At 62.0% G+C, this 14,369-nt stretch carries 13 protein-coding genes; 6 read left to right on the forward strand and 7 right to left on the reverse strand.

The features are described from left to right. The first annotated feature begins 257 nt into the window (after positions 1–257). Both pnp and RO009_08385 read left to right on the forward strand, forming a co-directional pair. A complete protein-coding gene (pnp, locus tag RO009_08380; protein ID MDT3685045.1) occupies positions 258–2,414 on the forward strand; it encodes a polyribonucleotide nucleotidyltransferase in 2,157 nt (718 codons plus the stop codon). Positions 2,415–2,521: 107 nt separating this feature from the next. Continuing rightward, the gene (locus RO009_08385; GenBank protein ID MDT3685046.1) at positions 2,522–3,145 is read left to right on the forward strand and encodes a hypothetical protein; all 624 of its coding nucleotides are present in this window, start codon (positions 2,522–2,524) and stop codon (positions 3,143–3,145) included. Positions 3,146–3,154: 9 nt separating this feature from the next. Here the strand turns inward: RO009_08385 and RO009_08390 are convergent, their stop codons facing one another. Then, complete coding sequence (locus RO009_08390; protein ID MDT3685047.1) at positions 3,155–4,039, reverse strand: hydrogen peroxide-inducible genes activator; 885 nt, start codon at positions 4,037–4,039, stop codon at positions 3,155–3,157. Positions 4,040–4,153: 114 nt separating this feature from the next. Here RO009_08390 and katG point away from each other — a divergent pair, with 114 nt between their 5' ends. Further along, positions 4,154–6,364 carry a catalase/peroxidase HPI gene (katG, locus tag RO009_08395; GenBank protein MDT3685048.1) on the forward strand — a complete coding sequence of 737 codons (2,211 nt, stop codon included), beginning with the start codon at positions 4,154–4,156 and terminating at the stop codon, positions 6,362–6,364. 177 nt (positions 6,365–6,541) lie between these two features. Here the strand turns inward: katG and fabI are convergent, their stop codons facing one another. The 4 genes from fabI to fabA are packed head-to-tail and all read right to left on the reverse strand — an operon-like array spanning position 6,542 to position 9,508. Then, positions 6,542–7,354 (reverse strand): enoyl-ACP reductase FabI, encoded by an 813-nt coding sequence (fabI, locus tag RO009_08400; protein ID MDT3685049.1) that lies wholly within the window; start codon positions 7,352–7,354, stop codon positions 6,542–6,544. Further along, positions 7,351–7,695 carry a hypothetical protein gene (locus tag RO009_08405; GenBank protein ID MDT3685050.1) on the reverse strand — a complete coding sequence of 115 codons (345 nt, stop codon included), beginning with the start codon at positions 7,693–7,695 and terminating at the stop codon, positions 7,351–7,353. The genes fabI and RO009_08405 overlap by 4 nt, the downstream gene beginning before the upstream one ends. 9 nt (positions 7,696–7,704) lie before the next feature. Continuing rightward, positions 7,705–8,925 carry a beta-ketoacyl-ACP synthase I gene (gene fabB / locus RO009_08410; GenBank protein MDT3685051.1) on the reverse strand — a complete coding sequence of 407 codons (1,221 nt, stop codon included), beginning with the start codon at positions 8,923–8,925 and terminating at the stop codon, positions 7,705–7,707. Positions 8,926–8,980: 55 nt separating this feature from the next. Next, positions 8,981–9,508, reverse strand: coding sequence for a 3-hydroxyacyl-[acyl-carrier-protein] dehydratase FabA (gene fabA, locus RO009_08415; GenBank protein ID MDT3685052.1), 528 nt, complete (start codon positions 9,506–9,508; stop codon positions 8,981–8,983). Positions 9,509–9,699: 191 nt separating this feature from the next. Between fabA and RO009_08420 the strand changes: the two genes are divergently transcribed. Beyond that, complete coding sequence (locus RO009_08420; protein ID MDT3685053.1) at positions 9,700–10,212, forward strand: Fur family transcriptional regulator; 513 nt, start codon at positions 9,700–9,702, stop codon at positions 10,210–10,212. A gap of 100 nt (positions 10,213–10,312) precedes the next feature. Here RO009_08420 and RO009_08425 read toward each other — a convergent pair whose 3' ends face one another. Continuing rightward, a complete protein-coding gene (locus RO009_08425) occupies positions 10,313–10,870 on the reverse strand; it encodes an SH3 domain-containing protein (GenBank protein ID MDT3685054.1) in 558 nt (185 codons plus the stop codon). A 112-nt stretch (positions 10,871–10,982) separates the two neighbouring features. Between RO009_08425 and RO009_08430 the strand changes: the two genes are divergently transcribed. Next, positions 10,983–11,984: a D-glycerate dehydrogenase gene (locus RO009_08430; protein ID MDT3685055.1), complete on the forward strand. Its 1,002-nt coding sequence runs from the start codon at positions 10,983–10,985 to the stop codon at positions 11,982–11,984. Between the two features lie 48 nt (positions 11,985–12,032). Here the strand turns inward: RO009_08430 and moeB are convergent, their stop codons facing one another. Continuing rightward, positions 12,033–12,833 carry a molybdopterin-synthase adenylyltransferase MoeB gene (gene moeB, locus RO009_08435; GenBank protein ID MDT3685056.1) on the reverse strand — a complete coding sequence of 267 codons (801 nt, stop codon included), beginning with the start codon at positions 12,831–12,833 and terminating at the stop codon, positions 12,033–12,035. A 133-nt stretch (positions 12,834–12,966) separates the two neighbouring features. Between moeB and RO009_08440 the strand changes: the two genes are divergently transcribed. Then, the gene (locus RO009_08440) at positions 12,967–14,355 is read left to right on the forward strand and encodes a serine protease (GenBank protein ID MDT3685057.1); all 1,389 of its coding nucleotides are present in this window, start codon (positions 12,967–12,969) and stop codon (positions 14,353–14,355) included. Positions 14,356–14,369: the final 14 nt, after the last annotated feature.

Consider the following 14,369-nt stretch of genomic DNA (forward strand, 5'->3'; position numbering starts at 1 on the left):
GAGCGTCCGCCATTGTCCGGCAAATTTGGAATTGCCGGAAACCGGAATGGGCGAAGCGTCGCCCATTCACATCCCGGAGGGATGAAGGCCATGGCAGGATCGCCGGATGCTGTCGCGAAGCTTGGTCTGAGCGAAATCAGGAAAATGGAAACCGGTTTTCCGTCCGATTTCGCGACCAGAAGAGCCCACGCGCGACAGCCTCTCGCCGTCTTGCACATGGCTTTCCCCTCATCCGAAACCGATGAGAGAAAGCAAACATGTTTGATATCAACCGCGTTGAGCTCGATTGGGGCGGCCGCAAGCTGACCCTCGAGACCGGTCATGTCGCGCGCCAGGCCGACGGCGCCGTCGTGGCGACTTATGGTGAAACCACCGTACTCGCGACCGTCGTCGCCGCCAAGACGCCGCGCGAAGGCGTGGATTTCCTGCCGCTCACCGTCGACTATCAGGAAAAATACTTCGCCGCGGGCCGCATTCCCGGCGGCTATTTCAAGCGCGAAGGGCGCCCGACCGAAAAAGAAACGCTGGTGTCCCGCCTGATCGACCGACCGGTCCGCCCGCTCTTCGCCGACGGCTGGCGCAATGAAACCCAGGTGATCGTGACGACGCTGTCGCATGACATGGAAAATGATTCCGACATCCTGGCCATGGTTGCGGCTTCCGCCGCGCTGACCTTGTCGGGCGTTCCTTTCATGGGTCCGATCGGCGCCGCTCGCGTCGGCTTCATCAACGGCGAATATGTTCTGAACCCGCAGATTGATGAGATGGTGGAGAGCCAGCTCGACCTGGTCGTGGCCGGCACATCCGAAGCCGTGCTGATGGTGGAATCGGAAGCGCAGGAACTGCCTGAAGAAATCATGCTCGGCGCGGTGATGTTCGGTCACCGGCATTTCCAGCCGGTGATCAAGGCGATCATCGATCTGGCCGAGAAGGCGGCCAAGGAGCCGCGCGAGCTTGTTGTCCCGGACAACACCGAGCTTGAGCAGGAAATCCTGAACCTTGCGGAAAAGGATCTGCGCGCCGCCTATTCGATCTCGAAGAAGCAGGACCGTTATGCTGCTGTCGCCGGGATCAAGGAAAAGGTGATGGCGCACTTCTTCCCGGAAGGCGCCGAGCCGAAATACGACAAAACGCGCGTCGCCGGCGTGTTCAAGGAACTCGAAGCCAGGATCGTGCGCTGGAACATTCTTGATACCAGCAAGCGCATCGACGGACGCGATCTTAGCACCGTGCGCCAGATCACGGCCGAAGTCGGCGTGCTTCCGCGCACGCACGGCTCCGCTCTGTTCACCCGCGGCGAGACGCAGGCGCTGGTCGTGACCACGCTGGGCACCGCCGAAGACGAGCAGTGGGTCGACGCCTTGCAGGGCACCTACAAGGAATCGTTCCTGCTGCACTACAACTTTCCGCCCTACTCGGTCGGCGAAACTGGACGCCTCGGCGGCACCAAGCGCCGCGAAATCGGCCACGGCAAGCTGGCCTGGCGCGCGATCCATCCGGTTCTGCCGTCAAAGACCGATTTCCCCTACACCATCCGCGTCGTGTCGGAGATCACCGAATCGAACGGTTCCTCGTCCATGGCGACGGTGTGCGGTTCTTCGCTCGCGCTGATGGATGCTGGCGTGCCGCTGAAGAAGCCGACCGCGGGCATCGCGATGGGCCTGATCCTGGAAGGTGAACGCTTCGCTGTGCTATCCGACATCCTCGGCGACGAAGACCATCTTGGCGACATGGACTTCAAGGTGGCCGGCACCGATTCCGGCATCACCTCGCTGCAGATGGACATCAAAATCGCCGGCATCACCGAGCAGATCATGAAGATCGCGCTCGCCCAGGCCAAGGAAGGCCGCCTGCACATTCTTGACGAGATGGCGAAGGCGCTGACCACGGCCCGCGCCGAGCTCGGCGAGCATGCGCCGCGCATCGAAACCTTCAAGATCGCAACCGACAAGATCCGCGAAGTGATCGGCACCGGCGGCAAGGTGATCCGCGAGATCGTCGAGAAGACCGGCGCCAAGATCAATGTCGAGGACGACGGCACGGTGAAGGTCGCGTCCGCGAACGCTGAATCGATCAACGCCGCTGTCAAATGGATCAAGTCGATTGCGTCCGATCCGGAAGTCGGCCAGATCTATGACGGCACCGTCGTGAAGGTCATGGATTTCGGCGCCTTCGTGAATTTCTTCGGCGCCAAGGACGGCCTCGTCCATATCAGCCATCTGGCGGCGCAGCGGGTGCAGAAGACCTCCGATGTCGTCAAGGAAGGCGACAAGGTGAAGGTCAAGCTGCTCGGCTTTGACGACCGCGGCAAGGTGCGGCTGTCGATGAAGGCGGTCGATCAGCAGACCGGCGAAGACCTCGAAGCCAAGCAGAAGGCCGAGCGCGAGCAGCAGGCGGCCGCGGGCGGAGAGTGATCGCTCTGATGGAATGAAGAAAAGGCGGCCGCAGGGCCGCCTTTTTTTATTTCGGTATCCTCAACCATATACTGAACGCTAATTAGATGCTGCTAGGCATACTTCCGATGCAGTCGTCAGAACCGCGCGGTCCGCTAATATTTCTACTGATCTTTTCTGTTCTATGCATGTTGGGGAGCCTTTACGGGGTCGTCCGCGGCTTGCAAGGCGGCTGGCCCGTATTTGCGTTCTCCGCTCTCGGGGCGGTGATTTTTGCAGCCAGGCTATGGCCAGGTCGGAATGCAGATTGCGCCGACGCCCTCTTGCAACGTTTCCCCGGACCGGTGGAGTTGCGCGCCGACCGAAGAAAATTGTTCTTGGGACTTATCGCCGTCATTGTACTGGCAGGCCTCTTCCTTTCGTCTCCAACACCCAAGAGAGTGGATCCGACGATACAATTGCTCCTGGGACTAGGATTTGGCGCCACCATTCCTTTTGGGATTTTGGCTTTAATTAAATGGCCGAAGCTTCGACTCGATGCCAATGGCTTTTACGTCATAGCGTGGCGTAGTTCGTACGCGCGCTGGGAAGGCGCTAGTTCATTTCGCGTCGCTACCATCGGACACGTCCTCTACAACGACGAGAAGCTCGGAAATGGGAGCGCGCTACCAGATGTATATGCCTTCTCGCCTTCCGAACTCGCGTCACTCATGAATCGCTGGCGCGAGCGCGCGCTTCAAGCCAAAAGCTGAACCGCGCTCTTACTTCACCACCTCCATCACCACGTCGCCGAGCGCCCGAAAATCATGCGCGCGCGAGGACGTTTTACGCCAGGCGAGGCCGATGATGCGGCTCGGCTGGGGCTTCGAGAACGGCACGAGCTTGACGCGCTTGTCGCGCGCTTCCGTCTCCACCGCGATCTGCGGCAGCAGCGTGATGCCATAGCCGTTGGCGACCATCTGCATCACTGTCGCAAGACTTGTCGCGCCGAACTCGACGCTGTCGCGGCGCGGCACCGAGCAGAAGGCGAGCGCCTGATCGCGCAGACAATGGCCTTCTTCAAGCAGGATCAGGCGCTCGGGATCAACATCCTTGGCCGCGATTTGCTCCTCCAGCGCCAGGAGGTCGCCGGCAGGAACTGCGAGCACGAACGGATCCTCGAACAGCGGCAGCGTCTCGATGTCGGAATTGTCGAGTGGCACCGCCGCCATGACCAGATCGAGGCTGCCGCGCTCAAGCTCCTCCAGCAGCACTGCGGTCTGGGTTTCGCGCAATTCCAGACGCAGATTCGGATAGCGCTGCTGCAGCACCGGCAGCAGGCGCGGCAGCAGATAGGGCGCGACCGTCGGGATGACCCCGAGCCGCAGGGGTCCGCTCAGCACCTGCCCGCGGTGGTGGGCGAAGTCGGCCAGGTCACTGACGGCGCTTAGAATCTGCTTGCCGCGTCGGGCGATGTCGGCGCCGGTTTCCGTCAGCGCCACCTCGCTGGTCCGGCGCTCGACCAGCTCGACCCCCAGGAACCGCTCTAGATCGCGAATCTGCATGGACAAGGCGGGCTGGGAGACCGCGCAATCCCTCGCCGCCCGGCCAAAATGCCGGTGATGGGCGAGGGCATCGAGATAACGGAGCTGCCGAAGGGTGATCATCGCCATAAGATAATCTTATTATATAGGCTAATCAATCCGATTGGACCTTATCTAATCCAAAGTCCAACCTCCGGCCAGATGGGCGTTTTCAAAGCAAACGCTGAGGAGGATCGCATGGACGCAAAAACTGACGAGAAGAGCGCGGGCAAGTGCCCGTTTACCGGCACGCGCGGACGGTCAAACCAGGACTGGTGGCCGGAGATGCTCAACATCTCGGTCCTGCATCGGAATTCCAACTTGTCCGATCCGATGGGCCAGGATTTTGACTACGCCAGCGAATTCAAGACGCTCGATCTTGACGCGGTCATGAACGATCTGAAGGCCCTGATGACGGATTCGCGGGACTGGTGGCCGGCCGACTACGGCCATTACGGCGGCCTGATGATCCGCATGGCCTGGCACAGTGCCGGCACCTACCGCATCACCGACGGGCGCGGCGGCGCCGGCGCCGGTCAGCAGCGTTTCGCGCCGCTGAACTCCTGGCCGGACAACGCGAACCTCGACAAGGCCCGTCGGCTCTTGTGGCCGATCAAGCAGAAATACGGGAAGAAAATTTCCTGGGCCGATCTGATGATCCTCGCCGGCAACGCCGCGCTTGAATCGATGGGCTTCAAGACATTCGGTTTCGCCGGCGGCCGCAGGGACGTGTGGGAGCCGGAAGAACTGTTCTGGGGTCCTGAGGGCACCTGGCTCGGCGACGAGCGCTACAGCGGCGAACGCCAGCTCGCCGAACCGCTCGGCGCCGTGCAAATGGGCCTCATCTACGTCAACCCGGAAGGGCCGAACGGCAATCCGGACCCGGTCGCAGCAGCCAAGGACATTCGCGACACGTTCTACCGCATGGCGATGAACGACGAAGAGACCGTCGCGCTGATCGCCGGCGGCCATACCTTCGGCAAGACCCATGGCGCGGGCGATCCTTCGCTGATCGGTCCCGATCCGGAAGGTGCCGCAATCGAGGATCAAGGCCTCGGCTGGAAGAGCAAATACAAGACCGGCATTGGGTGTGACACCATCACCGGCGGTCCCGAAGTCATCTGGACCACGACTCCAACGAAGTGGAGCAACAACTTCTTCTGGAACCTGTTCGGCTACGAATGGGAGCTGACAACGAGCCCGGCCGGCGCCAAACAGTGGAAGGCGAAGGGCGCAGGTGCCACGATCCCGGATCCCTTCGACCCGTCGAAAAAGCATGTGCCGACCATGCTGACCACGGACCTGTCGCTGCGGTTCGACCCGGCCTATGAGAAAATCTCACGGCGCTTCATGGAGAATCCGGACCAGTTTGCAGATGCGTTCGCCCGCGCCTGGTTCAAGCTCACGCACCGCGACATGGGGCCGCGCGCCCGCTACCTCGGCCCGCTCGTGCCGCAGGAAGTGCTGATCTGGCAGGACCCGATCCCGGAGGTGGATCATCCGCTCATCGGCGAGCAGGACATCGCCGCGCTGAAGGCGAAGATCCTGGCCTCCGGCCTGTCAGTGCCGCAGCTTGTCTCGACCGCTTGGGCGTCGGCTTCCACGTTCCGCGGTTCCGACAAGCGCGGCGGCGCGAACGGCGCGCGCATCCGTCTCAGCCCTCAGAAGGACTGGGAGATCAATGAGCCCGCCCAGCTCGCAAAAGTCCTGGAGAAGCTCGAAGCGATCCAGAAGGAGTTCAACACCTCGGCGTCCGGCGGCAAGAAGGTTTCGCTGGCCGATCTGATCGTTCTTGCCGGCAATGCCGCGATCGAAAAGGCTGCGAAGGACGGCGGCGTCGACGTGAAGGTTCCCTTCACGCCGGGCCGGATGGATGCTTCGCAGGAGCAGACCGACGTCGAGTCCTTCGCGCCACTGGAGCCGCGCCAGGACGGTTTCCGCAACTACACCAACGCCAAGAAAATCCAATTCATGAAACCTGAAGAAGCGTTGGTCGACCGGGCGCAATTGCTGACGCTGACCGGGCCTGAAATGACGGCTCTCGTCGGCGGGCTGCGCGTCCTCGGCGCGAATGCCGGCGATTCCAAGCACGGCGTCTTCACCAAGAAGGTCGGTACCCTGACCAACGACTTCTTCCTCAACCTGCTCACCATGGACACCGTGTGGTCGCCGGCCGACGACGACGTCTACGAGGGTCGCGACCGCAAGACAAACGAGCTGAAGTGGACCGCCACGCGCGTCGACCTGATCTTCGGCTCGCACTCGCAGCTTCGCGCCTTCGCGGAGGTCTATGGCTGCGCGGACTCAAAGGAGAAGTTCGTGAAGGACTTCGTGGCGGCGTGGGCCAAGGTGATGAACGCCGACCGCTTCGACCTGAAGAATACTTCGGAGGTGAAGGCGGCGGCCTGAGCGGCGTTGTCCTGAACAAAATGCGAAAGGCCGGGAGCAATCCCGGCCTTTTTTGTTTCTGTCGTTCCCGCGCAAGCGGGAACCCAAACGCCGCGTCATTAAAGTTCGGAAAGCGCCTGTTATCGCAGGCAGCACTTGCGTTTATGGGTCCAGCTTTCGCGGGGACGACGCAACTATTTACTCCGTCTTTCCACCGGCCTCCCGCAGCGCATCCGGCTGCGGCATGGCGATGACGTTGTAGCCCGAATCGACAAAATGGATTTCGCCGGTGACGCCGCCGGACAGATTTGAAAGCAGATAAAGCCCCGCGCCGCCGAGCTCTTCCAACGTCACGCCGCGGCCGAGCGGCGAATATTTCTGCTGGAAAGCAAACATGTACCGCGCATCGTGAATGCCCGCGCCCGCCAGCGTGCGGATCGGACCGGCGGAAATCGCATTCACCCGGATATTCTGCCGGCCGTAATCGACGGCGAGATAGCGCACTGAGGATTCCAGCGCCGCCTTGGCCGGTCCCATGACATTGTAATTCGGCATGGCACGGTCGCCGCCGTTATAGGTGAGCGTCAGCATGGCGCCGCCGTTCGGCATCAGTTCCGCCGCCCGCTTTGCGGATTCGGTGAAGGAAAAGCAGGAGATCACCATCGAGCGGATGAAATTCTCGCGGCTGGTGTCGGCATAGCGGCCCTTCAGCTCGCTCTTGTCGGAGAAGCCGATGGCGTGCACGTAGAAATCAAGCGTGCCCCATTGCTTCTTGATTTCGCCGAAGACGGCATCGACCGTGCCGATATTCTCAACATCGCACGGCATCAGGAACGAAGAATTCACCGATTCCGCCAGCGGCTTCACCCGTTTCTGCAGCGCCTCGCCCTGATAGGTGAAAGCCAGTTCCGCGCCATGCTGCGCCAGCGCCTGCGCGATTCCCCACGCAATCGAATGATCGTTGGCGACGCCCATGATGAGCCCGCGCTTGCCCTGCATCAGTTTGGTCATTTCTTGACTTCTGCCAGTTGAAAATCGGCCGCCTCGGCCTCGATGACACCGCCGAACAGCGACAGGATCAGGATTTCTGATTCGTCGGTGAATTCCATGCGCATGAAATCGATATTGCCGGACTTGCTGTTTCTGGTGAGCCTCGGAATATCGCCGCTGAACAGGATCTTGCGCAACCTCTTTCCGGTGCAGCAATAACGCTTGCGCACGCCGTCAACGTCATCGCCCGGATAGAGGTCGAGATAAAGCCGAACATCCTGTCCCTTGGCCGACAGCCCGTTGATATGGACATCGACGAGATTGCCGTCGTGCCAGTCGATGTCCTGATCGACAAGCTTCATCACCCAGGGTCATGCGTCCAGTTGCTTGAACACCACCGATGCATTGGTGCCGCCGAAGCCGAAGGAATTCGACAGCACGCAAGCTAGCTTCGCGTTGTCCTGCCGTTCGCGGATGATCGGCAGGTCGGCGAACGCGGGATCCATATTCTCGATATTCGCGCTTTCGCAGATGAAGCCGTTCTGCATCATCAGCAGCGAGTAGATCGCTTCCTGCACGCCGGCGGCCCCCAGCGAATGACCGGACAGCGACTTGGTCGCCGAAATTGGCGGACACTTGTCGCCGAACATGCCGCGAATGGCCTCGATTTCCTTGATGTCGCCGACCGGGGTCGAGGTGGCATGCGGATTGATGTAATCGACAGAAATTTTCACAGTCTCAAGCGCCATCTTCATGCAGCGCAGCGCACCCTCGCCCGAAGGCGCCACCATGTCGTGGCCGTCGGATGTCGCGCCATACCCCGCAACTTCGGCGTAGATTTTCGCGCCACGCGCCTTCGCATGCTCCAGCTCTTCCAGCACGAGTACGCCGGCGCCGCCCGCAATAACGAAGCCGTCGCGATCCCTGTCATAGGCGCGAGACGCTTTCTCGGGCGTATCGTTGTATTTCGACGACATCGCGCCCATCGCGTCGAACAGATTGGAGAGCGTCCAGTGCAGCTCCTCACAGCCGCCGGCAAACATCATGTCCTGCTTGCCCCACTGGATCATTTCTGCGGCGTTGCCGATGCAGTGGTTGGATGTCGCACAGGCGGAGGAGATCGAATAATTCACGCCCTTGATCTTGAACCAGGTGGCGAGCGTCGCCGACGCCGTCGACGACATCGCTTTCGGAACGGCGAACGGGCCGACGCGCTTGGGGGAGCCTTTCTCGCGCGTGATGTCGGCGGCTTCGACAATGACGCTGGTTGAGGGACCGCCCGAACCCATGATGATCCCGGTGCGCTCGTTGGAGATATCGCTTTCCTCAACGCCCGAGTCGCGGATCGCCTGCTCCATGGCAACGTGATTCCAGGCGGCGCCTTCGCCGAGGAAACGCATCGCGCGGCGATCGACCGCTCCTTCCGGATCAAGCGTCGGCGCACCGGCGACCTGGCACTTGAAGCCATGCGAGACGAATTCTTCCGAACGCGTAATGCCGGACTTGGCCTCGCGCAGACTCGCGAGCACTTCCTGCGTGTTATTGCCGATGGATGAGACGATGCCCATCCCGGTCACCACAACCCGTCTCATCCTTGCCTCATCCGCCCCAACTTCTGTCAGCGCCGCGCGCTGCAAACCCCGTGCCTCAGGAGGCCGGCGCCATGGCCGCACCTTGCTTGAACAGGCCGACCTTCAAATCGCTGGCGCGATAGATAACGTTTCCGTCCGCCGACAGCCAGCCGTCGGCGATGCCGAGCACCAGCTTCGAGCGCATGATGCGCTTGATCTCGAGGCCGTAGATGACCTTTTTCATTTCCGGCAACACCTGCCCGGAAAATTTCAATTCACCCAGGCCGAGCGCGCGGCCACTGCCGGACGATCCGAGCCAGCCGAGAAAAAACCCGACGAGTTGCCAGAGGGCGTCGAGGCCGAGGCAGCCTGGCATCACCGGGTCGCCCTTGAAATGACAGGGGAAAAACCAGAGGTCCGGTTTGATATCGAGCTCAGCGCGGATCAGGCCTTTGCCGTGCTCGCCGCCGGTCTCGGAAATCTCGGTGATCCGGTCGAACATCAGCATGGGGGGCAGCGGCAGTTGCGGGCCGCCTTCGAACAATTCACCCCGTCCGCAGGCCAGAAGATCCTCAAATTCGTATGTATTTCGCCGGCTCTGCATTGCCGTCCTTTTCGGAGATTGCGGCCCCCTCGGCCAAGTCGGGATTTCCCTAACATAGGCGTCCCCGACGGCAAAGCTGACCTTTGCGGGGGCCTAGATGCGAAAGAGTTGCAAATAAGAATGGCTCGCGTATATAATTTCAACTGCAACAAATCCCCGGCCTTGAACCGGGCAAATTTGAGCAAGGAACCATGACCCAGCAGCGTACCGTCGTCTTCTCAACCCCGATCGAGCCATCGCCCGCACTGCGTGTGAGCGATCACCGCAGGACCGATCTGAATGGCTGCCCTTGGCATGACGTCAAATCGATGTTGCGCGATGTCGGTTTGCGCCCGACCCGTCAGCGCATGTCGCTCGGCTGGATCCTGTTCGCCAAAGGCGACCGGCATGTGACCGCTGAAATGCTGTATGAGGAGGCGACCAAGGCCAAGGTGCCGGTGTCGCTCGCGACCGTCTACAACACCCTGCATCAGTTCACCGAAGTCGGTCTGCTGCGCCAGGTCGCGGTCGACGGCTCGAAAACCTATTTCGACACCAATGTTTCGGACCATCACCACTTCTTCGTCGAGGGCGAAAACGAGCTCGTCGATATCGCCGGCCCGGACGTCGTGGTCGACAAGACGCCGATCGCGCCCGACGGCTACGAGGTGGCCCGCATCGACGTGGTGGTGCGCCTGCGCAAGATCAGGTCGCAGCCCCGCTAGTGTCCCGATTCCGAAATTCGCCGCGAGAATGGGGCGAATTTCCGAACCACACTAGGCTGTTCGAGTGTCACAACAGATCGGGACGGCTGAGCCGCGCGGCTCAGTCGATTTTCTCGTTGGGATAGACGCCCCACAGGCGTTCCTGCGGAATCCAGCCGTCAAAGCCGTCTCCCGTAATCCGGCACCAGGAACCGGTGCAGCGCTTGACCGAGGCGACCACGCCCGATTGCAGCCGCGCACTGACCGCGCCGGTTGTTTCCGGGCTTTCGTTCAGCGGCACCAGGTCATCCTTGCTGCGCTGGGTCACAACCGCCGTGCGGCGGCCGGACAGCAGCGAATGATAGACCCAGCCTTCAGCGCCTTCGGAGTCGCGGATACGCCGCCAATTCTCGAATTCCGCCGTGATTTCGACCGGTAGCCCGGACCGGGTGAACACCCAGGCGACGTCGTGATCCTTGGTCGGGCCGGTGCGCACATTCACGCGATCCGACTTGAGGCTGACATAACGCGGCACCGGCAGCCCGCTGACCGAGCCATGCGCGGTCTCGCCGGCCGCACCGGCCGGCACGGCCGCCACAAGCCAGGCGCCCGCGACCAAAGCCGCAGCGATCAGCCTGTTCAGTCGGGCGTTTTGGGTTGATATGACCATATCGAACATGAAATATCGGCGCCGGAACCGTGCGCCGATCGACCGGCGCAGTGTCGGCGAGCCGGGTTAAAGAGGGCTGAACGGAGCTCTCCGGCGTAATGCAGGGATGAGGCGCGACAGGATGCCCAAAAGCAAGAAACCGTTGGTCGTCGTGACGCGCAAATTGCCCGACAGCGTCGAAACCCGCATGCGGGAATTGTTCGACACCCGGCTCAATCTGGACGACAGGCCGATGACGCAGGCCGAACTCGTTGCCGCGGTCAAAACCGCCGACGTGCTGGTGCCGACCGTCACCGACCGCATCGATGCATCTGTGCTCAGCCAGTCGGGCGAGAATCTCAAGCTGATCGCCAATTTCGGCAATGGCGTCGACCACATCGACGTCACCACCGCCCTGCAGCGCGGCATCACCGTGACCAACACGCCGGGCGTGCTCACCGAAGATACCGCCGACATGACCATGGCGCTGGTCCTCGCCGTGCCGCGCCGGCTCGCCGAAGGCGCGCAGGTGCTCACCGGCGAGAACGAGTGGAGCGGCTGGTCGCCGACCTGGATGCTCGGACATCGCATCTGGGGCAAGCGGCTCGGCATCGTCGGCATGGGCCGCATCGGCCAGGCGGTGGCGAGGCGCGCCCGCGCCTTCGGATTGCAGATCCATTATCACAACCGCCGGCGCGTGCCGGCGAAGATCGAAGAAGAGCTGAACGCCACCTACTGGGAAAGTCTCGACCAGATGCTGGCGCGTGTCGACATCGTGTCGGTGAATTGCCCGCACACGCCAGCAACCTATCATCTCTTGTCGGCGCGTCGGCTCGCGCTGATGCGGCCCGAGGCCTATATCGTCAATACCGCGCGCGGCGAGGTGATCGACGAGAATGCCCTGATCCGGCTGATCGATTCCGGCAAGATCGCCGGTGCCGGTCTCGACGTGTTCGAGCACGAACCGGCGCTCAATCCGCGTCTCGCCAAGCTCGCGCGCGAAGGCAAAGTGGTGCTGCTGCCGCATATGGGCTCGGCGACGGTCGAAGGCCGTATCGACATGGGCGAGAAGGTCATCATCAACATCAAGACTTTCATGGATGGGCACAAGCCGCCGGATCGCGTGCTGCCGAGCATGTTGTGACAGTCATTCCGGGGCGCGCGCGCAGCGTGCGAATCCGGAATGATAACGTCAGGCGTGCAGCGACAAATTCCGGATTGTCGGCTTCTCGCCCGACAGCGGGTTGTCCCTGTCCCAACCGTAGCGCAGCGTCTCGAAGCGCATCGCCAACGCGTCAAGCATCAGCAGGCGGCCGACCAGACCTTCGCCGAAGCCGACGATCTCGCGAATCACTTCCAGCGCCATCAGTGAGCCGAGTACGCCGGGCAGCGCGCCAAGAATACCGGCTTCCGCGCAAGCCGGCACGGTTCCAGCCGGCGGCGGCTCGGGAAACAGGCAGCGATAGGTCGGATTGGGCGTGCCGTCGGCCGCGCGCTCATGCGCGCGGATGGTGGTGAGCGTGCCGTCAAAGACGCCGAGCGCCGCCGTGACGAGCGGCTTTTTCGCGAGGAAACAGGCGTCGGAGACGAGATAGCGGGTGGCGAAATTGTCAGAACCGTCGGCGACCACGTCATAAGATGACACAAGCTGCATGGCGTTCGCCGCCGTCAATCGCGTGGGATGCGTTTCGACTTTCACATGCGGATTGAGTCTTTGGATTGCAGCGGCGGCGCTATCGGTCTTTGCAACACCGACATCCGGCGTGGCGTGAATGACCTGACGCTGCAGGTTGGACAAGGCGACCTTGTCATCGTCCACAATACCGATGGTGCCGACGCCCGCCGCGGCAAGATAGAGCAGCAAAGGCGCACCAAGTCCGCCGGCGCCGACCACCAGCACCCGCGCCGACTTGAGCTTGGCCTGGCCCGGACCGCCGACATCTCGCAGGACGATGTGGCGGGCATAACGTTCGAGTTCGTCGGCGGTAAGCATCGATGACATTCCGGCTGTTCACCCCCATCACGCTTGCTCGGGAGCGCAAGGTCAAGGGGCTCGGCCGCAAGAGCGCGCTTGCACAGAGCGGGCCTGCGCGGCCATCATGCAAAAGACCTCGCGCGAGGCCCTAATGAGAGAGTTGGTCGCAATTGCCGCATTGGCAGCAGCTACCGCGCTTGCGGCGCCTTTGCCTGCTTCGGCGCAGGATGCGGCGGCAGCGAAGAAACCGGCCGCGAAGACCGCCTCCGCCAAGGCTAAGCCGTCCGCGCCCAATCCGGCCGAGATGGCCGCACTGAAAGAGAGCTATGCCACCATGCCGCTGGCCGAGCGGCTCGCCATCCAGTCTGACCTGGTCTGGTCCGGCGACTATAATGGCGGCGTCAACGGCGATTTCGGCGAGCGCTCCATCGCCGCGGTGAAGGCGTTCCAGAAGAAACACAAGGCCAAGGAAACTGGACTTCTCACGCCGCAGGAACGCGAGAGCCTAGCTGCAGCCGTGAAAGCGCAGCGCGAGCAGGTCGGCTGGACGCTGATCGAGGATGAGGCCCTGCCCGGCGCGCGGCTTGGCATTCCAGCGAAGTTCGCGGCGAAATCCGAACGCGGCGCGAGCGGCACGCGCTGGTTTTCCGCGCGGGGCGAAATTCAGATTGAGACCTTTCGCGAGAAAATGGGCGGCGCGCAGCTTTCCGAGCTGTTCGAGGAGCAGAAGAAACAACCGAAGAACCGCAGGGTTGAATACAACGTGCTGCGTTCGGATTTCTTCGTGCTGTCAGGATTGCAGGGCCTGAAGAAATTCTACGTTCGCGCGCAGCTCAAGGACAATGAAGCACGCGGCCTGACCATTCTCTACGATCAGGCGATGGACGGCATCATGGAGCCCGTCGTCGTCGCCATGTCGAGCGCCTTCGCGCCGTTCGGCAGCGACGCCGCAGAGCCGGTGCGGCGCGCGGTCGAATATGCCAGCGGCATCATCGTAAGCAGTGCCGGCCATATCATTACTGAACGACAGGCGACCGACGATTGCCGTAGCATTGTCGTCGCAGGCCACGGCCATGCCGAACGCATCGCCGAAGAGAAAAATTCCGATCTCGCGCTATTGCGGCTGCACGGCGCCGCCCATATCCGCGCACTGCCCTTGTCGACCGAATCGCCGAAAGGCGCGGACCTCGTGCTGATCGGGGTCGCCGATCCAAAAACGCAGGCGGGCGGCACGACCGTTTCGGTGTCGCCGGCAAAATTGCGCGGCGTGGAAGGCACGCGGGTTCTGCTCGATGCAACGCCGGCACAGGGATTCGCCGGCGCTGCCGCGCTCGACGGCCAAGGCCAGTTTGTCGGCATGCTGGACGTGAATTCAATTGTCATCGCCGGCTCGTCCGCAGCTACGCCACAGTCGGCGTTGGTGCCCGGCGCGACCATCCGCAAATTTCTTGAAGCGTCGAATGTGATGCCAGTCATCGGTCGTGCGGACATCGAAACGGCAAAAGCGGCCGTCACGCGCGTAATTTGCGTGAGGAAGTAGCGCGATCCGTCATC

It is taken from the genome of Pseudorhodoplanes sp., assembly GCA_032027085.1.
Classification (GTDB): Bacteria; Pseudomonadota; Alphaproteobacteria; order Rhizobiales; family Xanthobacteraceae; genus Pseudorhodoplanes.